The organism is Salmonella sp. NW645 (assembly GCF_051703725.1).
Classification (GTDB): Bacteria; Pseudomonadota; Gammaproteobacteria; order Enterobacterales; family Enterobacteriaceae; genus Salmonella; species Salmonella enterica.
The window spans coordinates 1-21004 of sequence record NZ_JAMMKR010000006.1 but is presented as its reverse complement, the minus strand read 5'-3'; the positions used below and the strand labels follow the sequence as shown (position 1 = coordinate 21004).

The 21004-nt window shown below is 53.2% G+C and carries 25 protein-coding genes; 17 read left to right on the top strand and 8 right to left on the bottom strand.

The window, feature by feature from the left end; all coding sequences use genetic code 11:
• The first annotated feature begins 6 nt into the window (after positions 1-6).
• Both pabA and argD read left to right on the top strand, forming a co-directional pair.
• Positions 7-570 (top strand): aminodeoxychorismate synthase component 2, encoded by a 564-nt coding sequence (pabA, locus tag NA389_RS13915; RefSeq protein WP_000601879.1) that lies wholly within the window; start codon positions 7-9, stop codon positions 568-570.
• Between the two features lie 85 nt (positions 571-655).
• Complete coding sequence (gene argD, locus NA389_RS13910; protein WP_000190032.1) at positions 656-1873, top strand: bifunctional acetylornithine/succinyldiaminopimelate transaminase; 1218 nt, start codon at positions 656-658, stop codon at positions 1871-1873.
• A 42-nt stretch (positions 1874-1915) separates the two neighbouring features.
• Here argD and NA389_RS13905 read toward each other — a convergent pair whose 3' ends face one another.
• Together NA389_RS13905 and crp are read right to left on the bottom strand one after the other, a co-directional pair.
• Entirely contained in the window at positions 1916-4003 is a 2088-nt protein-coding gene (locus NA389_RS13905; RefSeq protein ID WP_000269311.1) for a YccS/YhfK family putative transporter, read from the bottom strand.
• A gap of 48 nt (positions 4004-4051) precedes the next feature.
• Complete coding sequence (gene crp / locus NA389_RS13900; RefSeq protein ID WP_000242758.1) at positions 4052-4684, bottom strand: cAMP-activated global transcriptional regulator CRP; 633 nt, start codon at positions 4682-4684, stop codon at positions 4052-4054.
• Between the two features lie 307 nt (positions 4685-4991).
• On the opposite strand from crp, the gene NA389_RS13895 reads away from it, so the two are divergent.
• Complete coding sequence (locus tag NA389_RS13895; RefSeq protein WP_001148919.1) at positions 4992-5396, top strand: OsmC family protein; 405 nt, start codon at positions 4992-4994, stop codon at positions 5394-5396.
• 95 nt (positions 5397-5491) lie between these two features.
• On the opposite strand, the gene NA389_RS13890 is transcribed toward NA389_RS13895, so the two are convergent.
• Genes NA389_RS13890 through NA389_RS13880 form a run of 3 tightly spaced genes read right to left on the bottom strand, consistent with a single transcriptional unit; the run spans position 5492 to position 7695 of the window.
• Positions 5492-6361: a phosphoribulokinase gene (locus NA389_RS13890; RefSeq protein ID WP_001274690.1), complete on the bottom strand. Its 870-nt coding sequence runs from the start codon at positions 6359-6361 to the stop codon at positions 5492-5494.
• 51 nt (positions 6362-6412) lie between these two features.
• On the bottom strand, positions 6413-6631 hold the full coding sequence (locus tag NA389_RS13885; RefSeq protein WP_000586568.1) for a YheU family protein: 219 nt from the start codon (positions 6629-6631) through the stop codon (positions 6413-6415).
• On the bottom strand, positions 6628-7695 hold the full coding sequence (locus NA389_RS13880; protein ID WP_001214117.1) for a hydrolase: 1068 nt from the start codon (positions 7693-7695) through the stop codon (positions 6628-6630). Before NA389_RS13880 ends, NA389_RS13885 begins: the two co-directional genes overlap by 4 nt.
• Before the next feature lie 197 nt (positions 7696-7892).
• Here NA389_RS13880 and NA389_RS13875 point away from each other — a divergent pair, with 197 nt between their 5' ends.
• A complete protein-coding gene (locus NA389_RS13875; RefSeq protein ID WP_000047689.1) occupies positions 7893-8204 on the top strand; it encodes a monooxygenase in 312 nt (103 codons plus the stop codon).
• A 1-nt stretch (position 8205) separates the two neighbouring features.
• Here NA389_RS13875 and NA389_RS13870 read toward each other — a convergent pair whose 3' ends face one another.
• Together NA389_RS13870 and NA389_RS13865 are read right to left on the bottom strand one after the other, a co-directional pair.
• Positions 8206-8427: a helix-turn-helix domain-containing protein gene (locus NA389_RS13870; RefSeq protein WP_001054021.1), complete on the bottom strand. Its 222-nt coding sequence runs from the start codon at positions 8425-8427 to the stop codon at positions 8206-8208.
• A gap of 15 nt (positions 8428-8442) precedes the next feature.
• A complete protein-coding gene (locus tag NA389_RS13865; protein WP_023197510.1) occupies positions 8443-10350 on the bottom strand; it encodes an ABC transporter ATP-binding protein in 1908 nt (635 codons plus the stop codon).
• A gap of 265 nt (positions 10351-10615) precedes the next feature.
• Here NA389_RS13865 and kefG point away from each other — a divergent pair, with 265 nt between their 5' ends.
• From kefG to slyD, 4 genes are all read left to right on the top strand, one after another.
• The gene (kefG, locus tag NA389_RS13860) at positions 10616-11167 is read left to right on the top strand and encodes a glutathione-regulated potassium-efflux system ancillary protein KefG (protein ID WP_000081820.1); all 552 of its coding nucleotides are present in this window, start codon (positions 10616-10618) and stop codon (positions 11165-11167) included.
• The gene (kefB, locus tag NA389_RS13855) at positions 11167-12972 is read left to right on the top strand and encodes a glutathione-regulated potassium-efflux system protein KefB (protein WP_000398128.1); all 1806 of its coding nucleotides are present in this window, start codon (positions 11167-11169) and stop codon (positions 12970-12972) included. Before kefG ends, kefB begins: the two co-directional genes overlap by 1 nt.
• A gap of 9 nt (positions 12973-12981) precedes the next feature.
• Positions 12982-13182: a YheV family putative zinc ribbon protein gene (locus NA389_RS13850; protein WP_001007735.1), complete on the top strand. Its 201-nt coding sequence runs from the start codon at positions 12982-12984 to the stop codon at positions 13180-13182.
• 94 nt (positions 13183-13276) lie between these two features.
• Positions 13277-13867: a peptidylprolyl isomerase gene (gene slyD / locus NA389_RS13845; protein ID WP_000861341.1), complete on the top strand. Its 591-nt coding sequence runs from the start codon at positions 13277-13279 to the stop codon at positions 13865-13867.
• Between the two features lie 188 nt (positions 13868-14055).
• Here slyD and NA389_RS13840 read toward each other — a convergent pair whose 3' ends face one another.
• Positions 14056-14274, bottom strand: coding sequence for a protein SlyX (locus tag NA389_RS13840; protein ID WP_001152701.1), 219 nt, complete (start codon positions 14272-14274; stop codon positions 14056-14058).
• Between the two features lie 219 nt (positions 14275-14493).
• Here NA389_RS13840 and fkpA point away from each other — a divergent pair, with 219 nt between their 5' ends.
• The 9 genes from fkpA to NA389_RS13795 all read left to right on the top strand — a co-directional run.
• Complete coding sequence (gene fkpA / locus NA389_RS13835) at positions 14494-15312, top strand: FKBP-type peptidyl-prolyl cis-trans isomerase (protein WP_000838221.1); 819 nt, start codon at positions 14494-14496, stop codon at positions 15310-15312.
• 276 nt (positions 15313-15588) lie between these two features.
• Positions 15589-16311, top strand: coding sequence for a helix-turn-helix transcriptional regulator (locus NA389_RS13830; protein ID WP_000091471.1), 723 nt, complete (start codon positions 15589-15591; stop codon positions 16309-16311).
• The gene (gene tusD, locus NA389_RS13825; RefSeq protein ID WP_001268011.1) at positions 16311-16697 is read left to right on the top strand and encodes a sulfurtransferase complex subunit TusD; all 387 of its coding nucleotides are present in this window, start codon (positions 16311-16313) and stop codon (positions 16695-16697) included. Before NA389_RS13830 ends, tusD begins: the two co-directional genes overlap by 1 nt.
• Entirely contained in the window at positions 16697-17053 is a 357-nt protein-coding gene (gene tusC / locus NA389_RS13820; protein WP_000820705.1) for a sulfurtransferase complex subunit TusC, read from the top strand. The genes tusD and tusC overlap by 1 nt, the downstream gene beginning before the upstream one ends.
• Before the next feature lie 7 nt (positions 17054-17060).
• Complete coding sequence (tusB, locus tag NA389_RS13815; RefSeq protein WP_000903398.1) at positions 17061-17348, top strand: sulfurtransferase complex subunit TusB; 288 nt, start codon at positions 17061-17063, stop codon at positions 17346-17348.
• A 125-nt stretch (positions 17349-17473) separates the two neighbouring features.
• Positions 17474-17848, top strand: coding sequence for a 30S ribosomal protein S12 (gene rpsL / locus NA389_RS13810; RefSeq protein WP_000246815.1), 375 nt, complete (start codon positions 17474-17476; stop codon positions 17846-17848).
• A gap of 95 nt (positions 17849-17943) precedes the next feature.
• Positions 17944-18414: a 30S ribosomal protein S7 gene (gene rpsG, locus NA389_RS13805; protein WP_001138042.1), complete on the top strand. Its 471-nt coding sequence runs from the start codon at positions 17944-17946 to the stop codon at positions 18412-18414.
• Between the two features lie 96 nt (positions 18415-18510).
• Positions 18511-20625 (top strand): elongation factor G, encoded by a 2115-nt coding sequence (fusA, locus tag NA389_RS13800; RefSeq protein ID WP_000124693.1) that lies wholly within the window; start codon positions 18511-18513, stop codon positions 20623-20625.
• A gap of 71 nt (positions 20626-20696) precedes the next feature.
• Positions 20697-21004, top strand: a 308-nt coding sequence (locus NA389_RS13795) for a GTP-binding protein (protein ID WP_000031689.1), incomplete at its 3' end; no start/stop codon positions are given.

The window sequence follows — 21004 nt, the reverse complement described above, 5'->3', positions numbered from 1 at the left end:
GCCGCCATGATCCTGCTTATCGATAACTATGATTCCTTTACCTGGAACCTCTACCAGTATTTTTGTGAACTGGGCGCGGAAGTGCAGGTCCGGCGCAATGATGCGCTGACGCTGGCGCACATTGACGCTTTGAACCCGCAAAAAATCGTTATCTCTCCTGGCCCCTGTACGCCAAATGACGCTGGCATTTCACTGGCGGTTATCCGCCATTATGCCGGACGTATTCCGATGCTGGGCGTTTGCCTGGGTCATCAGGCGATGGCGCAGGCCTTTGGCGCGTCGGTGGTGCGGGCAGCGAAAGTGATGCACGGTAAAACGTCACCTGTTACGCATAATGGACAGGGCGTGTTTCGGGGATTGCCCAGCCCGTTAACCGTGACACGTTACCACTCGCTGATTGTCGACCCTGCCACGTTGCCAGAGTGTTTTGAGATCACCGCCTGGAGTGAAACGCAGGAGATTATGGGCATTCGCCACCGCGAGTGGGATCTGGAAGGCGTGCAGTTCCACCCGGAAAGTATTCTCAGCGAACAAGGACACGCTCTGCTGGAAAATTTCCTCCGGCGTTGATTTGTGGTTGCTATTGAGTGATTTTTTATTCATATTTTGTGATTATAATTTCACTGGCGTTTCTACTTAACCGGGTGGTAATGATATGGCAACTGAACAAACGGCTATTACGCGCGCAACTTTTGATGAGGTGATTCTGCCTGTTTATGCACCGGCGGACTTTATTCCGGTCAAAGGTAAAGGCAGCCGCGTATGGGATCAGCAGGGCAAAGAGTATATCGATTTCGCCGGCGGGATTGCAGTGACTGCACTGGGCCATTGCCATCCGGCACTGGTCGAGGCGCTGAAATCCCAGGGGGAAACCTTGTGGCATACCAGTAACGTTTTTACCAATGAACCAGCGTTGCGTCTGGGACGTAAACTGATCGACGCCACATTTGCCGAGCGCGTGCTGTTTATGAATTCCGGCACCGAAGCGAACGAAACCGCTTTTAAACTGGCGCGTCATTATGCCTGCGTGCGCCATAGCCCGTTCAAAACGAAAATCATTGCCTTCCATAACGCCTTTCATGGCCGTTCCTTGTTTACCGTCTCTGTCGGCGGGCAGCCAAAATATTCCGACGGCTTTGGGCCGAAACCCGCCGATATTGTTCACGTTCCCTTCAACGATCTCCATGCGGTGAAAGCGGTAATGGATGACCACACCTGCGCGGTGGTGGTCGAGCCGATTCAGGGGGAAGGCGGCGTGCAGGCGGCTACACCGGAATTCCTCAAAGGGTTACGCGACCTGTGTGACAAGCATCAGGCGTTGCTGGTGTTTGATGAAGTGCAGTGCGGGATGGGGCGCACCGGAGACCTGTTTGCCTATATGCACTACGGCGTCATGCCGGATATCCTCACCAGCGCCAAAGCGTTAGGCGGCGGTTTTCCGGTGAGCGCCATGCTGACCACGCAGGAGATCGCCTCGGCCTTCCATGTCGGTTCGCATGGTTCAACCTATGGCGGCAATCCGCTAGCCTGTGCGGTGGCTGGCGCGGCATTCGATATTATTAATACGCCAGAGGTACTACAAGGCATTCACACTAAGCGGCAACAGTTTGTGCAACATTTGCAGGCGATTGACGAGCAATTTGACATTTTCAGCGATATTCGCGGCATGGGGCTGCTGATTGGCGCGGAACTGAAGCCGAAGTACAAAGGCCGGGCGCGCGATTTTCTGTACGCAGGAGCGGAGGCCGGCGTGATGGTGCTCAATGCCGGAGCCGACGTGATGCGTTTTGCCCCGTCGCTGGTGGTGGAAGAGGCGGATATCAATGAAGGAATGCAGCGCTTTGCGCAGGCGGTAGGGAAGGTGGTGGCCTGATGGCGGATTGCCGGATAAGCGTAGCGTATCCGGCAGCCGGTCTTAACCTTTTGTATCCCGTAGCCGCTTACTCAGCCAGATACCGTGATGCGGACGCTGACGCCAGGCCATCGACGAAATGGTGTGCATGGTGTTCAGATGGCCAATGATGCGCTGTAAATGTTGTTCCAGAGTGCTCAATAAGCCATGTGACGGCATGTCCGGCGACTCCAGAATATTGACATCGCCGGAGCCGCCTGGCCTGTCGTACTCCAGGCGCTGCTGGCAGCGCTGAATCGCAATCTCGCAAGATTCCAGATAGCGCTGCGCCAGATCCGGCGTCAGCATGGTGTGTTCCCGTGCCAGCGTCGTCATGGCGTTGATATGCTCGACAATAAACTGGCTGTGCGTGACCCACAGTTTCATATCCGACAGATAGTGGGTATTGAACCCGGGTTCCTGCATTGCCTGATTTAACGAGTTGAATAACGTGTTATGCGCCTGGTTGACCCGCATTCTTTGATAAGCGAGCGGGGTGGCCTGCGGATCGTTACTGAGGATCAGTCGGATAGCTTCTTGATCGGCTTCCAGCGCATCATGGGCGTTTTTACGTAATAGCCCGCTTTGCCATTGCGGCCACAGCCAGACCATGCCGCCAAAGGCAATTAAACAGCCAATCAGCGTATCGATCAGCCTCGGCACAATAAACTGCTCTCCGTTTAACGTCAGTAACTGGATGGTGTATACCGCCGTCACCGTAAAGCCGACCGTCGCCCAGCCGTAGTTTTTACGAATAATCAGATAACTTGCCAGCGTTAGTACCAGCATGACCGCCAGCGTAATGCTTTCGGGAATATGTAAGTGCAGCGTGACGCCGGCAATCACCAGGCCGACCAGCGTTCCGACCGAACGGTGCAGAATACGTACGCGCGTCGCGCCATAGCCGTTTTGGGTGACAAACAGCACCGTCATGAGGATCCAGTACGGTTTGGGCAGGTGCAACGCGCTGCCCATCAGACTGGCGATGCTCATCATCACGCTGATGCGTCCGGCGTTGCGTAGCGCCGGCGATTTAAGCGACATATAATTTTTCAGCGCCGGAAGTAGCGGCAGACGACGCTGTTTATCGGCCATCAGGTCGCGGGCGTACAGCGGTCGCTGGGTACGCAGCACACGGGCGATTCGACTGAAGTGCCAATAGCAGAACTGGCCTACCGGATTTTCAGGATGCTGATTGGCGATCTTCTCCAGAGCGCCAATCTGTTTTTCCATGGAGAAGCGCGTCGGCAGACGATGATAAAGAATGTCATCCGCCAGCACGCGCAGACGGGCGGCGACCGTTTGCGCATTCCAGCGAATCACCTCTTCCGCATGGCTGCGTTCTACCAGTTTCTGTACCTCTTCCGGCTGATGCAAGCTGACGGAGATGTGCTCCTGCAAATCCATCGCTTCCTGAAAAGCCCGCAACAGGCGCTTGTAATCATTGTTGTTGTGCGCCGAAAGCATATGCATCTGTTGGTAACACTGGGTAATGAGATCGACCGCTTTTTGCTGGCGTATCAGCAGGGGAGGCAGCGCTTTTTCCGGATCGATATGTTGGGTGAGCAGGCTGTATTTCGCTTCACAATAATCGGCCAGTTCACGGTATAACAAACTCAATGACTCGCGCAGCGGCTGTTCGCGCCATAGCCAGAACCAAAACCAGTTAAACACGCCGTACCATAGCGTGCCCAGCGCATAAATGAGCAGCGGCTCCCAGACGGGCATGTATCCCGCAAGACTCAGGGTAAAGATGGCGGCAATCAGCGACGCTGGCAGTAGCCGCGCGTGAAGCGGGCTAATTTCCGCCGTCACGCCAAGCACCAGCGTGAGCCCGGTCAGGATCAACGGCAGGGGGATGGATTCCGCCAGCAGAAGTTGCGTTACCAGACTGCATCCGGCGAACAGCGACGCGCCGATGATCAGGCGTTTAAAAAAGCGTTTGTGCGGGGTATCCAGACCTGCAATGTTGCAGCAGGCGGGAACAAGAGAGAAAAGCAAGCCCAGGTGTAGCTGGCCTATCAATAAACCGACAGCCACAGGCAGGCACAGCACCAGCGTTTGCCGTAGTGCGTAATTAATCTCTGGGTGATAAATCAGTCTTCGCCACATCGATGCAAACAAAAATGGCGCATGATAAAACGCGCCATTCTGACGGAATTAACGGGTGCCGTAGACGACGATGGTCTTGCCATGCGCGGAGATCAGGTTTTGATCTTCCAGCATTTTCAAAATACGACCAACGGTTTCGCGGGAGCAGCCGACGATCTGGCCGATTTCCTGACGGGTGATTTTGATCTGCATCCCATCCGGGTGCGTCATGGCATCGGGCTGTTTCGCCAGATTCAGCAGCGTCTGAGCGATACGCCCGGTGACGTCAAGGAAGGCGAGGTTACCTACTTTTTCAGAGGTGACTTGTAAGCGACGAGCCATCTGGGAAGAGAGGCGCATCAGAATATCCGGGTTGACCTGGATTAATTGGCGAAATTTTTTGTAGGAAATTTCAGCGACCTCACATGCGGTTTTCGCACGTACCCAGGCGCTGCGTTCCTGACCTTCTTCAAACAGGCCCAGTTCACCAATAAAATCACCCTGATTCAGATAAGAAAGGATCATTTCTTTCCCTTCCTCATCTTTGATCAGCACTGCCACGGAGCCTTTAACGATGTAGTACAGCGTTTCTGCTTTTTCACCCTGGTGAATCAGCGTGCTCTTTGACGGGTACTTATGAATGTGGCAATGAGACAAGAACCATTCAAGAGTCGGGTCTGTTTGCGGTTTGCCAAGCACCATGCGCGGTTATCCTCTGTTATAAGCTGTCTCCAGAGCCAGAAAACGGCACTGTCTCTGGGGTTGCAAAAATATACTTCCCGCTACCTGGGAAGGGGGCTACGAAAATAGATTGTAGCCTGTAATGTGATGTCCTCTGCATACATGCAGTACGTCAATGTATTACTGTAGCATCTTGTCTGTTTTAGCATAGCTTTCGCCGTGTGTCTCCTGGTGTCTCGCTTCAGCATGACCCAGGTCGCCTTCCATTGCGACTTTTGTTGTATGCGCGTAATCTTTCAGGAAAATTGAAACATTGGAGTTACGAAATATGCAAGCGCGTGTAAAGTGGGTTGAAGGACTCACGTTCCTCGGAGAGTCCTCCTCCGGCCACCAGATTTTAATGGATGGCAACTCCGGTGACAAAGCGCCGAGTCCGATGGAGATGGTATTAATGGCGGCTGGCGGATGTAGCGCTATTGATGTGGTATCAATCCTGCAAAAGGGCCGTCAGAATGTCACCAACTGCGAAGTGAAGCTGACATCCGAGCGCCGGGAAGACGCGCCGCGCCTGTTTACGCACATTAATTTGCATTTTATCGTTACCGGCAGCGATCTGAAAGAGGCTGCCGTTGCGCGCGCTGTCGATCTCTCCGCAGAAAAATATTGCTCGGTGGCGCTAATGCTGGAAAAAGCGGTCAATATTACCCATTCGTATGAAGTGATTGCGGCGTAACACGTGATGCCGGATGGCGGCGTGGCCTTATCCGGCCTACCCGTTTTTATCTCGTAGGCCCGATAAGCGTAGCGCCATCGGGCATTTCACTGCGGTTATTCGATTTTTTTGCCTTCCATTAATCGCTGCACCAGCGGCAACATAATCAGCTCCATCGCCAGCCCCATTTTGCCGCCCGGCACCACTAATGTATTAATGTGAGAAATAAACGAGCCCTGGAGCATCGCCAGGAGCCAGGGAAAATCGATCCCTTCCAGATTGCGGAAATGGATCACCACAAAACTCTCATCCAGCGAGGGAATACCCTTTGCGGCGAACGGATTGGACGTGTCGACGGTCGGCACGCGCTGGAAGTTAATATGGGTACGCGAGAACTGCGGCGTAATGTAATTGATGTAGTCGTCCATGGAACGCACCACGGAATCCATCACCGCTTCACGGGAGTGTCCGCGCTCGCTGGTGTCGCGGATTAGTTTCTGAATCCACTCGAGGTTGACGATAGGCACCACGCCAACCAACAGATCAACATGACGCGCGACATCATGTTGCGGGGTGACGACGCCGCCGTGCAGCCCTTCATAAAACAGCACATCGGTCGGTTCGGGAAGCGGCTGCCACGGCGTAAACGTGCCGGGAACCTGATTCCACGGTACGGCTTCATCATAGGTATGCAGATATTTACGCGACTGGCCTTTACCCGTCTGCCCGTACTCAATAAAAGTATGTTCCAGTAGGCTGAAGTCATTGGCTTCAGGCCCGAAATAGCTGATATGCCGCCCGGCGTCACGCGCTTTGCGGATCGCCATGTCCATTTCCGGGCGGGTGTAACGATGAAAACTGTCGCCTTCCACCTCGGCGGCATGCAGATTTAACTGCGCGAAAATTTTACGAAACGCGAGGCTGGTGGTGGTGGTCCCCGCGCCGCTTGACCCTGTTACTGCTATCACCGGATGTTTGGCTGACATGGCAACTCCATGATTGAGCTTTAGTAATAATGTATTGTCGGCAAAGGCGTTTTATTCGCGAAACTGCTTTTTCGGCATAATATTGACCGTTTCATGTAATTCAGACCATACCAGCACGGCCTCGCCGGATTGCAGTTGGCGTTTTACGTCAGCGACTTTTTGTTCAAGCGAACGTTCATGTTCACCATAATCGGTGCCTTCGCGCAACACAAAGCTTTCGATCAGGTTGTCCAGCGTGTCGGGGGCGAGCCCCTGCCAGGGAATGATCATGATGACGCCTCCAGGTACGTTGTCAGCCAGTCAGGAATTCGGCGTTCCAGCCACATTTCAGGGCGCAGCGGCGTACCGCCGATAAATCCTACGTGTCCGCCATGCTCAGTCAGCTGATACTCCACCTGCGGGGGCAGATCTTCCGCTTTAGGGATCACATGATGATCCATAAACGGATCGTCTTTAGCGTGAATAATCAGCGTCGGTTTAGCAATCTGGTTAAGCAACGGCATGGCGCTACACTGACGATAGTAGTCGATGGCGTCGGCAAAGCCGTGAATTTTCGCGGTGATCAGGTCGTCAAACTCGCGAATGCGGCGCATTGATTTCAGTTGCGCCAGATTCACCGGCAGCGAACCGGGATACGCCGCCAGCTTGCGTGACGCATTCGCTTTTAACAGATTAAGCAAATAACGCTGATAGACGCGGGAAAACCCTTTGTCCATGTGGTAGCTACAGGCTTCGAGAACAAAGGGCGCAGAAACAATCACCGCCGCCTCGATGGGAATATCGCGGCCTTCTTTCGCCAGCAGGCACGCCAGCATATTACCGCCGAGCGAATAGCCCACGGCGGCTGTCGGAACGGCGCCGAGCTCCCGCTGTAGCCAGCGTAAAAACCAGGCTCCGTCCTCCGTTTCACCGGAGTGGTAAATACGATTCAGACGGTTGGGTTCGCCGCTACAGCCGCGAAAGTGCATCACCACGCCCAGCCAGCCGCGCTTTTGCGCCGCCTCAATCAGCCCGTGGGCATAGGGGCTGTTCAGGCTGCCTTCCAGACCGTGAAAGACCACCAGCCGCGGTTTATGCTTTGCCTGTTGCGGTTCTTCGCTCCATGCCAGATCGACAAAATCGCCGTCCGGTAGCTCCAGCCGCTGCCAGTGGGCGTTGAACTTCACTTTGCGGCGGATTAAGCGCGGCAGCATAGTTTGTAAATGGCGATTACGAATGCCACGCATGGGAATAAATTCATGCGAGTCATTGACAGGCGGGGTCATTTCTGTGGACGTGATCTCAACCATAGCACCAGAACAATTGATAATTGGAAACAATACTATACCGCGCATAAGGTTCACAGATTAGTCAATATGTGATTTTACGTTCAATTGGTCGTCTGGCGAAATAAAATTGCGCCTCATTTCGCCAGAGGGGGCGGTATGCAAGGCGCGCGCAATACCCCACAGAAATCGCGTGAACCCCTGCATCAGCCGAATTAATCGTGGTAGTGTGGCAACACGATAGTTATGTGACTCAAGGAGAAGGCATGTCGAAGACACTTTTACAGATCCATTTTAACTTTAGCGGCCCTTTTGGCGAGGAGATGACCCAGCAACTGGTCGGGCTGGCGGAGTCTATCAATGAGGAGCCGGGCTTCATCTGGAAAATCTGGACAGAAAGCGAGAAAAACCAGCAAGCTGGCGGCATTTACTTGTTTGAATCCGAAGAAACGGCGCAGGCTTATATTAAAAAACACACTGCGCGTCTGAAAAATCTTGGCGTTGATGAGGTGACGTTTAAATTATTTGGCGTGAACGACGCGCTGACGAAAATAAATCACGGCAACCTTTGCCGCTAAATCACATAACGCAGGCTTCTGTTCCGGTGCTGCCGACCGCAACGGTAATCTTTATACCGGGACGAGTACCGAAGAGGCCTTTATGGACGAACAGCGGACACCGAACGTTCTCTTCCAGCGTGTGCAGCGCCTCGGCGGTGCGGGCGATGTTACCCTTCTCCACAAACATCATGAAGATGGTGAGCTTGCGGAAAATAATGTCATCGGTGATTGACAGGTTCATCGTCCGCCCCGCGCGTTAGTCATTCTGCATCATTTGCTCAAGCTGCTCCTGCGCCTCAAGCCATGCCATTTCACACGCTTCCAGCCCGGATTTGGCGCTGGCCTGCAGTTGCAGGCACTCGGTCATCTCCGCTTTACGGCTGGGGTCATACAGGCTGCTGTCGCCAAGCTTCTCTTCTGCCTGCGCTAACTGGACGTTGAGCTTTTCCATCTCTTTTTCCAGACGGGTAATCTCTTTACGCAGCGGCTGCGTCAGAGTGCGTAGCTCGGCTTCGCGACGCTTCTGATCTTTGCGTGACTGGGCGCTGTTGGCGTTGTTTTCCTTCGGTGCGTCGTCGGCCTGGTTTTCCTGCTTCTGCACGTCACTCAGCCACTGCTGATAATCTTCCAGGTCGCCGTCGAACGGCTCGACCTTTTTGTCGTGCACCAGATAGAGGTCGTCAGTGGTGGAGCGAATCAGGTGGCGGTCGTGCGACACGACGACCAATGCGCCTTCAAAATCAATCAGCGCTTCGGTGAGCGCCTGACGCATGTCGAGATCCAGGTGGTTGGTCGGTTCATCGAGCAGCAGCAGATTTGGACGCTGCCAGACGATCAGCGCCAGCACCAGACGCGCTTTCTCGCCGCCAGAGAAGCGTTGCGTCTCTTCCGTTACTTTGTCGCCCTGAAAACCGAAGCCGCCGAGATAGTCGCGCAGCTTCTGCTCCAGTTCCTGCGGCGCCAGACGCGCCATATGTTGCAACGGGGATTCATCGGCGCGCAGGAACTCCAGTTGGTGCTGGGCGAAGTAGCCGAGCTTAATGCCTTTGGCGAGGCCAATTTCACCATGTAGCGGCTCCAGTTCGCCCGCCAGCAGCTTGATCAGCGTCGATTTCCCCGCGCCGTTGCGGCCCAGCAGGCCGATACGCGAGCCGGGCACCAGGTTCAGCTTGATGGATTCCAGAATGATGCGATCGCCATAACCTGCGCTGACTTTTTCCATCTTCAGCAGCGGGTTCGGCAGGCTTTCCGGCGCGCGGAAGCTGAAATGGAACGGGTTGTCGACATGAGCCGGCGCAATCAGCTCCATACGCTCCAGCATCTTGATACGGCTTTGCGCCTGCTTGGCCTTGGTCGCTTTGGCGCGGAAACGGTCGATGTAGCTTTGCAGATGCGCCACACGCTCCTGCTGGCTCTCATACATCGCCTGCTGCTGCGCCAGGCGCGTGGCGCGCTGAACTTCAAACGCGCTGTAGTTGCCGGTGTACTCGAACAGAGTCTGCTGTTCGATATGGATAATTTTATCCACTATCGGGTCAAGAAAATCGCGATCGTGGGAGATCAGAATCAGGGTGCCCGGATAGCTCTTCAGCCATTTTTCCAGCCAGATAACGGCATCCAGATCGAGGTGGTTGGTCGGTTCGTCGAGCAGCAGTAAATCGGAGCGGCAAATCAGCGCCTGAGCCAGGTTAAGGCGCATCCGCCAGCCGCCGGAAAAGTCGCTGACCGGACGTTCCAGCTGATCGTTAGAGAAGCCGAGGCCGTGTAGCAGGCTGGCGGCGCGCGAGCGAACGGTCCATGCATCGATGGCGTCCAGCTTGCCGTGTATGGAGGCGATAGCATGTCCGTCGTTACGTTCGTTGGCGTCGTTAAGCTGCGCCTCCAGCTGCCGGTATTCACGGTCGCCGTCAATGACATACTCAATCGCTGGCTGAGGCAACGCAGGTGTTTCCTGATTCACCCACGCTAATTGCCAGGTTCCGGGCAGGGTAAAACTCCCGGCATCGGCGCTGATTTCATTTTTTAGCAATGCCAGCAGGGTAGATTTACCGCAGCCGTTTTTACCCACCAGGCCGACTTTCTGGCCTGGATTAATGGTAGCCGAGGCATTGTCCAGTAGGACGCGCACGCCGCGACGAATTTGTAACGAGGAGAAAACAATCATAAGGCGCCGTATGTTCAGACTATGTTAATTTATCATTATGATAATGTAATATTCGGGCGTACCGCCGCGCTGGAGCGCAATGGTAGCTCAAAACAACAACGATACACAAAATCATTCAGGCCGCCTTTGGTGAGGGACAAGAATATCTCTCATTAATCCCAAGCGGCGGACATAGAGTACGTTCCTGAGTTGAACAAACGCTGTCAACGTAGAAGCGGCCTGAAGAATGGCATGTATCGACCCAAAACAACCGGGAGGGGGATTGATGTCTCAGCCAGCGAAAGTCTTGCTGTTGTATGCCCATCCGGAATCTCAGGACTCGGTTGCTAACCGGGTACTGCTTAAACCGGCCATACAGCACAATAACGTAACCGTGCACGATCTTTATGCGCGCTATCCTGATTTTTTTATCGACACGCCCTATGAACAAGCCCTGTTACGTGAGCACGACGTCATTGTTTTTCAGCATCCCCTTTACACCTATAGCTGTCCGGCTTTACTGAAAGAATGGCTTGATCGCGTTTTGAGTCGGGGGTTCGCCAGCGGACCAGGGGGAAACCAACTGGTGGGAAAGTACTGGCGTAGCGTGATTACGACCGGCGAGCCGGAGAGCGCTTACCGGTATGACGCGCTAAACCGCTATCCAATGAGCGATGTACTCCGCCCTTTTGAACTGACCGCGGCCATGTGCCGGATGCACTGGATGCCGCCCATTATTGTGTACTGGGCGCGCCGCCAGTCGCCGCAGACGCTGGCCAGTCATGCGAAAGCCTATGGCGAGTGGCTGGCGAATCCTGTGAGCGCGGGAGGCTATTGATGGAAGGTGCTGATTTATTGACAGCGGGAGTGTTGTTCCTCTTCGCGGCGGTGGCGGCGGTGCCGTTAGCCGCGAGGCTGGGCATCGGCGCGGTGCTAGGGTATTTGCTGGCGGGAATCGCCATCGGTCCGTGGGGGCTGGGATTTATCAGCGACGTTGACGAGATCCTGCACTTTTCCGAACTGGGCGTCGTGTTTCTGATGTTTATCATTGGTCTCGAACTCAATCCGTCCCGGCTTTGGCAACTACGGCGCTCTATCTTCGGCGTCGGCGCTGCTCAGGTGCTGTTAAGCGCGGCGGTGCTGGCGGGGTTATTGATGCTTGCTGATTTCTTATGGCAGGCGGCGGTCGTCGGCGGGATTGGCCTGGCGATGTCTTCGACGGCGATGGCGCTACAACTGATGCGCGAGAAAGGCATGAACCGTAGCGAGTCCGGGCAGTTAGGGTTTTCCGTCTTACTGTTTCAGGATTTAGCGGTGATCCCCGCGCTGGCGTTGGTGCCTTTATTGGCGGGATCGGCCGACGAGCATTTCGACTGGTTTAAAGTGGCAATGAAGGTATTGGCCTTCGCGGTAATGCTGATTGGCGGTCGTTACCTGTTGCGCCCGGTATTTCGTTTTATTGCTGCGTCCGGCGTGCGGGAGGTCTTCACTGCCGCGACGTTGTTGCTGGTGTTGAGCGCCGCCTTATTTATGGACGCGCTGGGACTGTCGATGGCCCTGGGAACCTTCATTGCCGGCGTTTTACTGGCAGAGAGCGAATACCGGCATGAGCTGGAAAACGCTATCGATCCCTTTAAAGGTTTACTGCTTGGGCTGTTCTTTATCTCCGTCGGTATGTCGCTAAATCTCGGCGTACTTTATACCCATTTACTGTGGGTGGCGGCGAGCGTTGTTATTCTGGTCGCCATAAAAATGCTGACGCTGTATCTGCTGGCGCGGCTATATGGAATAAGAAGTTCTGAACGGATGCAGTTTGCCAGCGTGCTGAGTCAGGGGGGCGAGTTCGCTTTTGTGCTCTTTTCTACCGCCTCTTCTCAGCGCCTGTTTCAGGGCGATCAGATGGCGTTATTATTGGTGACTGTCACGTTATCAATGATGACCACGCCGCTACTGATGAAAGGGATTGATAAGTGGTTATCGCGCCGTCTTAATGGCCCGGAAGAGAATGATGAAAAGCCGTGGGTTGAGGATGATAAGCCCCAGGTGATTGTCGTCGGCTTTGGCCGTTTTGGTCAGGTGATCGCTCGCTTATTGATGGCGAATAAGATGCGTATCACCGTGCTGGAACGCGATATCGGCGCCGTTAATCTGATGCGCAAATATGGTTATAAAGTGTATTACGGCGACGCTACACAAGTCGAGCTGCTGCGTTCTGCGGGCGCGGAGGCGGCGGAGTCGATAGTCATCACGTGTAATGAACCGGAAGACACGATGAAGCTGGTGGCGCTGTGTCAGCAGCATTTTCCTCATCTGCATATTCTTGCGCGAGCGCGTGGACGTGTGGAGGCCCATGAGTTATTACAGGCTGGCGTCACGCAGTTTTCCCGTGAAACGTTTTCCAGCGCGCTGGAATTGGGACGTAAAACTCTGGTGTCGTTAGGTATGCATCCGCATCAGGCGCAACGCGCGCAGTTGCATTTTCGTCGGCTGGATATGCGAATGTTGCGGGAACTGATCCCGGAGCATAGCGACATGGTACAGATTTCGCGCGCCAGAGAGGCCCGACGCGAACTGGAGGAGATTTTTCAGCGCGAAATGCAACAGGAACGGCACCAGTTGGATGGCTGGGATGAATTTGAGTAGAGGTGAACAATGGCAATCCGTAAACGTTTTATTGCAGGCGCGAAATGTCCGGCCTGTCAGGCGCAGGATACAATGGCGATGTGGCGTGAAAATAATGTCGATATTGTTGAATGCGTTAAGTGCGGGCATCAAATGCGGGAAGCGGATAAAGACGTTCGCGAGCATGTTCGCAAAGAAGAGCAAGTGATCGGGATTTTTCATCCGGACTAGCGATATGCCGCAGGTTTTTTTAAGCTAAGGGGTACACGGCTGCAGAATTCCGCTACAATCTGCGCCACTATTCTTCCCATGCTCAGGAGATATCATGAAAGTAGCAAAAGACCTGGTGGTCAGCCTGGCCTATCAGGTACGTACAGAAGACGGTGTGTTGGTTGATGAGTCTCCGGTGAGTGCGCCGCTGGATTACCTGCACGGTCACGGCTCCCTGATCTCTGGTCTGGAAACCGCGCTGGAAGGCCATGAAGTTGGCGACAAATTTGATGTCGCTGTTGGCGCGAACGACGCTTACGGCCAGTATGACGAAAATCTGGTGCAGCGTGTGCCTAAAGACGTCTTTATGGGCGTTGATGAACTGCAGGTAGGGATGCGTTTCCTGGCTGAAACCGACCAGGGCCCGGTACCGGTAGAGATTACCGAAGTGGAAGACGATCACGTTGTGGTTGATGGTAACCACATGCTGGCGGGCCAGAATCTGAAATTTAACGTCGAAGTTGTTGCGATTCGTGAAGCGACTGAAGAAGAACTGGCTCACGGTCATGTTCACGGCGCGCACGATCACCACCACGATCACGGTGAAGACGGCTGCTGTGGCGGTCATGGTCATGATCATGGTCACGAGCACGGCGGCGAAGGCTGCTGCGGTGGCGGTGGTAAAGGCGGCTGCGGTTGCCACTAATCCCCGTCGTCTTTCAAGCCACCGTGGTGTTGGCTACGCTTTCAAACCCCGGTCACATAGTTATCTATGCTCCCGGGGAATTTTCAAGCTTGCCGCCTTGCTGTGACTCGAAATCCTTAGGGTATTATCATTGGTTCGATAAATCATCGGGCACAAAAAAAGCGGGTTAACCCCGCTTTTTTTTCGTCTCAATAATGCGGCGGCGGCGTTTCTTCTGCCTGAGAGGCGATATTTGACGGCTGACTGGCTTTTAACTTTTCCGTGAGCAAACGCAGATGATCGCGCAGCTTCGCCATCTCCATTTCATGTGCGGTTACCGTCAGGTTTAGTTCTTCTATGGTAATCTCCTGGAACGCCAGACGGCTTTCCAGTTCAGCCAGACGAGCTTCCATCGTGATATCCTGCATGATGTACCTCTTTATGTTGTCTCCGTCGGCGGATTCTACTTAACTTTACCGGCTTTCACAGCAACCATTACGCGCCCTACGAAACTAATTTAAACAAAAAGAGTCTGAAAAGAAGTGATAATAGGGCGTGTTCGTATGTTGATTTGTTCTGCAACGATTTATAGTACGCTTCTTACGTAAGTTAACATGGGGCGAGATGCCCCGGCCCTGGAGATATGGATGAAATCACTGTTTAAAGCCACGCTGCTGGCAACTACGATGGCCGTTGCTATGCACGCACCGATCACTTTTGCTGCTGATGCGGCGAAACCGGCAGCTACCGCTGATAGCAAAGCAGCATTTAAAAACGACGATCAAAAAGCGGCTTATGCGCTGGGCGCCTCGCTGGGTCGTTACATGGACAATTCGCTTAAAGAGCAGGAAAAGTTGGGCATCAAACTGGATAAAGATCAGTTGATTGCCGGCGTTCAGGATGCCTTTGCCGATAAGAGCAAACTGTCCGATCAGGAAATTGAGCAAACGCTGCAGACGTTTGAAGCACGCGTGAAGAGCGCTGCTCAGGCGAAGATGGAAAAAGACGCTGCCGATAACGAAGCAAAAGGTAAAACGTTCCGCGACGCTTTTGCTAAAGAGAAAGGCGTGAAAACCTCCTCTACCGGTCTGCTTTACAAAGTAGAGAAAGAAGGCACAGGCGAGGCGCCGAAAGATAGCGATACCGTTGTGGTGAACTACAAAGGTACGCTGATCGACGGTAAAGAGTTTGATAACTCTTACACGCGCGGCGAACCGCTCTCCTTCCGTCTGGACGGCGTTATCCCTGGCTGGACTGAAGGCCTGAAAAATATTAAGAAAGGCGGCAAGATCAAGCTGGTTATCCCACCGGCGCTGGCCTACGGTAAAACGGGCGTTCCGGGTATCCCGGCGAACTCCACCCTGGTATTCGACGTAGAGCTGCTGGATATCAAACCAGCGCCGAAAGCGGATGCTAAACCTGCCGATGCGGCTGACGCTAAAGCCGCAGATGCTGCTAAAAAATAAAAACTGAGAGCCGCCGCTTGTAATAGCGGCGGTTTTTTTTATGCAGGCCGGATATATTACTCACCATAATTTGATTTGCGGATAACGGCGCTTGCGCTGGTCGTTAAGGGCGAGACCGTAGGCTGAATGACCGCCAACGCACACGTAGCCTGAAATAGACGAACAAATTAGTACTGGAAAGATGAACCCTCACTGTATTAATTTAATCATCCGCGTAAATAATGAGCCTGCCCTGAAAACATAACGACAGGCTCCTGAAAAGGAGTGTTTTTTTTCATGTCCAGGTCGCTTTTAACCAACGAAACCAGTGAACTTGATTTGCTGGATCAGCGTCCCTTCGAGCAAACCGACTTCGATATTCTGAAATCCTACGAAGCGGTAGTGGACGGGTTAGCGATGCTTATAGGTTCCCATTGTGAAATCGTATTGCACTCTTTGCAGGATCTAAAATGTTCAGCCATTCGTATTGCCAATGGCGAACATACGGGCCGTAAAATTGGCTCGCCGATTACCGACCTGGCGTTGCGCATGTTGCACGACATGACAGGGGCGGACAGTAGCGTGTCGAAATGCTATTTCACGCGCGCGAAAAGCGGTGTCTTGATGAAGTCGTTGACGATTGCCATTCGCAACCGCGAGCAGCGCGTCATTGGTCTACTGTGCATCAACATGAACCTTGATGTGCCATTTTCACAGATTATGAATACCTTTATTCCGCCGGAAACGCCGGAAGTCGGCTCAGCGGTTAATTTTGCCTCCTCAGTCGAAGATTTAGTCACCCAGACGCTGGAGTTCACGATCGAAGAAGTGAATGCCGATCGTAATGTCTCTAACAACGCGAAAAATCGTCAGATCGTCCTTAACCTGTACGAAAAAGGCATTTTCGATATTAAAGACGCCATTAACCAGGTAGCCGATCGTCTGAATATCTCAAAACACACGGTTTACCTCTATATTCGCCAGTTCAAAAGCGGCGACTTTCAGGGGCAGGATAAATAATGCGTTATGCCATTATGGTCACCGGGCCGGCATATGGCACCCAGCAGGCCAGCAGCGCATTGCAGTTCGCCCACGCGCTGCTCAATGAGGGGCATGAGTTAGCCAGCGTCTTTTTCTATCGGGAAGGAGTCTATAACGCCAATCTCCTGACCTCGCCGGCGAGCGATGAATATGATCTGGTACGCGCCTGGCAGAAATTGAATACGCAGCATGGCGTAGCGCTGAACATCTGTGTCGCGGCGGCGCTTCGTCGCGGTATTATTGATGAAACTGAAGCCGGCAGACTGGAGTTGCCGTCCGCCAATCTTCAGCCGGGCTTTACGCTAAGCGGCCTGGGTGCGCTGGCGGAGGCATCTCTCACCTGCGATCGGGTGGTGCAGTTTTAATGAAACGTATTGCATTTGTCTTTTCCACCGCGCCGCACGGTAGCGCTTCAGGTCGTGAAGGGCTGGATGCGCTGCTGGCGACGTCAGCGCTAACGGAAGCGCTGGGCGTCTTTTTTATCAGCGACGGCGTCTTTCAGTTATTACCAGGACAAAAACCAGACGCTGTGCTGGCGCGTGACTATATTGCTACTTTCAAGCTCTTTGATTTGTACGATATTGATCAATGCTGGATCTGCGCGGCATCGCTGCGCGAGCGTGGTCTGGAGAACGTTAATTTTGTGGTAGACGCCACGCCGCTGGAACCCGTAGCGTTACGCCGCGAGCTTGGCAACTATGATGTCATCCTGAGATTCTGAGGCGTTTATGCTGCATACCTTACCTCATTGCGCCTCGGGCGTTGATTTTCCCGCTTTGCTGCGCCTGCTAAAAGAGGGCGATGCGCTTTTGCTGCTCCAGGATGGCGTTACCGTCGCGATTGAAGGTAACCGCTTCCTTGAAAGTCTGCGTGATGCCCCCATAACGGTCTATGCCTTGAAAGAAGACATTGACGCCCGCGGCCTGGGTGGTCAAATTTCAGACAGTGTCGTCAGGGTTGACTATACTGAGTTTGTCAGACTCACGGTTAAGTATGCCAACCAGATGGCCTGGTGATGGCGGGATCGTTGTATATTTCTTGACACCTTTTCGACACCGCCCTAAAATTCGGCGTCCTCATATTGTGTGAGGGCGTTTTATTACGTGTTTACGAAGCAAAAGCTAAAACCAGGAGCTATTTAATGGCAACAGTTAACCAGCTGGTACGCAAACCACGTGCTCGCAAAGTTGCGAAAAGCAACGTGCCTGCGCTGGAAGCATGCCCGCAAAAACGTGGCGTATGTACTCGTGTATATACTACCACTCCTAAAAAACCGAACTCCGCACTGCGTAAAGTTTGCCGTGTTCGTCTGACTAACGGTTTTGAAGTGACTTCCTACATCGGTGGTGAAGGTCACAACCTGCAGGAGCACTCCGTGATCCTGATCCGTGGCGGTCGTGTTAAAGACCTCCCGGGTGTTCGTTACCACACCGTTCGTGGCGCGCTTGACTGCTCCGGCGTTAAAGACCGTAAGCAAGCTCGTTCTAAGTACGGCGTGAAGCGTCCTAAGGCTTAATGGTTCTCCGTTAAGTAAGGCCAAACGTTTTAAATTAATGTCAAACTAAACTCGTAGAGTTTTGGACAATCCTGAATTAACAACGGAGTATTTCCATGCCACGTCGTCGCGTCATTGGTCAGCGTAAAATTCTGCCGGATCCGAAGTTCGGATCAGAACTGCTGGCTAAATTTGTCAATATCCTGATGGTAGATGGTAAAAAATCTACTGCAGAATCAATCGTATACAGCGCGCTGGAGACCCTGGCTCAGCGTTCTGGTAAATCTGAACTGGAAGCTTTCGAAGTCGCTCTCGAAAACGTTCGCCCGACTGTAGAAGTTAAATCCCGCCGTGTAGGTGGTTCTACTTATCAGGTACCAGTTGAAGTCCGTCCGGTCCGTCGTAATGCTCTGGCAATGCGTTGGATCGTAGAAGCTGCTCGTAAACGCGGTGATAAATCCATGGCTCTGCGCCTGGCGAACGAACTTTCTGATGCTGCAGACAACAAAGGTACTGCAGTTAAGAAACGTGAAGACGTTCACCGTATGGCAGAAGCCAACAAGGCGTTCGCACACTACCGTTGGTAATCCCTTCGGAGTCATAGTCACCAGGCGGGCGCTTCAGGTAAGTCGCCCGTTTTGGATAACTTAACTGAACGCCTAAAGATATCAACGAGGAATCAAATGGCTCGTACAACACCCATCGCACGCTACCGTAATATCGGTATCAGTGCGCACATCGACGCCGGTAAAACCACTACTACCGAACGTATTCTGTTCTACACCGGTGTAAACCACAAAATCGGTGAAGTTCATGACGGCGCAGCTACCATGGACTGGATGGAGCAGGAGCAGGAGCGTGGTATTACTATCACCTCCGCAGCGACTACTGCATTCTGGTCTGGTATGGCTAAGCAGTATGAACCGCATCGCATCAACATCATCGACACCCCGGGGCACGTTGACTTCACTATCGAAGTAGAACGTTCCATGCGTGTTCTCGATGGTGCGGTAATGGTTTACTGCGCAGTTGGTGGTGTTCAGCCGCAGTCTGAAACCGTATGGCGTCAGGCAAACAAATACAAAGTTCCGCGCATTGCGTTCGTTAACAAAATGGACCGCATGGGCGCGAACTTCCTGAAAGTTGTTGGTCAGATCAAAACCCGTCTGGGCGCGAACCCGGTTCCGCTGCAGCTGGCAATTGGTGCTGAAGAAGGTTTCACCGGCGTTGTTGACCTGGTGAAAATGAAAGCCATCAACTGGAACGATGCCGACCAGGGCGTTACCTTCGAATACGAAGATATCCCGGCTGACATGCAGGACCTGGCTAACGAATGGCACCAGAACCTGATCGAGTCCGCCGCAGAAGCTTCTGAAGAGCTGATGGAAAAATACCTGGGTGGTGAAGAACTGACTGAAGAAGAGATCAAACAAGCTCTGCGTCAGCGCGTTCTGAACAACGAAATCATCCTGGTAACCTGTGGTTCTGCATTCAAGAACAAAGGTGTTCAGGCGATGCTGGATGCGGTAATTGATTACCTGCCATCCCCGGTAGACGTACCTGCGATCAACGGTATTCTGGACGACGGTAAAGATACTCCGGCTGAGCGTCACGCAAGCGACGACGAGCCGTTCTCTGCGCTGGCGTTCAAAATCGCTACCGACCCGTTTGTGGGTAACCTGACCTTCTTCCGTGTGTACTCCGGTGTGGTTAACTCTGGTGATACCGTACTGAACTCCGTGAAAACCGCACGTGAGCGTTTCGGTCGTATCGTTCAGATGCACGCCAACAAACGTGAAGAGATCAAAGAAGTTCGCGCGGGCGACATCGCGGCTGCTATCGGCCTGAAAGACGTGACTACCGGTGACACCCTGTGTGATCCGGAAAACCCGATCATTCTGGAACGTATGGAATTCCCTGAGCCGGTAATCTCCATCGCGGTAGAACCGAAAACCAAAGCTGACCAGGAAAAAATGGGTCTGGCTCTGGGCCGTCTGGCGAAAGAAGACCCGTCATTCCGCGTATGGACTGACGAAGAATCTAACCAGACCATCATCGCTGGTATGGGTGAACTTCACCTGGATATCATCGTTGACCGTATGAAGCGTGAATTCAACGTTGAAGCTAACGTGGGTAAACCTCAGGTTGCTTACCGCGAAGCGATTCGCGCGAAAGTTACCGACATCGAAGGTAAACACGCGAAACAGTCTGGTGGTCGCGGTCAGTATGGTCATGTTGTTATCGACATGTACCCGCTGGAGCCGGGCTCTAACCCGAAAGGTTACGAGTTCATCAACGACATCAAAGGTGGTGTAATTCCTGGCGAATACATCCCGGCCGTTGATAAAGGCATCCAGGAGCAGCTGAAGTCTGGCCCGCTGGCGGGTTATCCGGTAGTTGATCTCGGTGTGCGTCTGCACTTCGGTTCTTACCATGACGTTGACTCCTCTGAGCTGGCGTTTAAACTGGCTGCGTCTATCGCCTTTAAAGAAGGCTTTAAGAAAGCAAAACCAGTTCTGCTTGAGCCGATCATGAAGGTTGAAGTAGAAACACCTGAAGAGAATACCGGTGACGTTATCGGCGACCTTAGCCGCCGTCGTGGTATGCTCAAAGGTCAGGAATCTGAAGTTACAGGCGTTAAGATCCACGCTGAAGTACCGCTGTCTGAAATGTTCGGATATGCAACTCAGCTGCGTTCTCTGACCAAAGGTCGCGCATCGTACACTATGGAATTCCTGAAGTATGATGATGCGCCGAACAACGTTGCTCAGGCCGTAATCGAAGCCCGTGGTAAATAAGCCGCAGGGTTAAAAACCAAAATCCCGTGCTCTCTCCTGAAGGGGAGAGCGCTATAGTAAGGAATATAGCCGTGTCTAAAGAAAAATTTGAACGTACAAAACCGCACGTTAACGTCGGCACCATCGGCCACGTTGACCACGGTAAAACTACCCTGACCGCTGCAATCACCACCGTACTGGCTAAAACCTACGGCGGTGCTGCTCGTGCATTCGACCAGATCGATAACGCTCCGGAAGAAAAAGCGCGTGGTATCACCATCAACACTTCTCACGTTGAATACGATACCCCGACCCGCCACTACGCACACGTAGACTGCCCGGGGCACGCCGACTATGTTAAAAACATGATCACCGGTGCTGCTCAGATGGACGGCGCGAT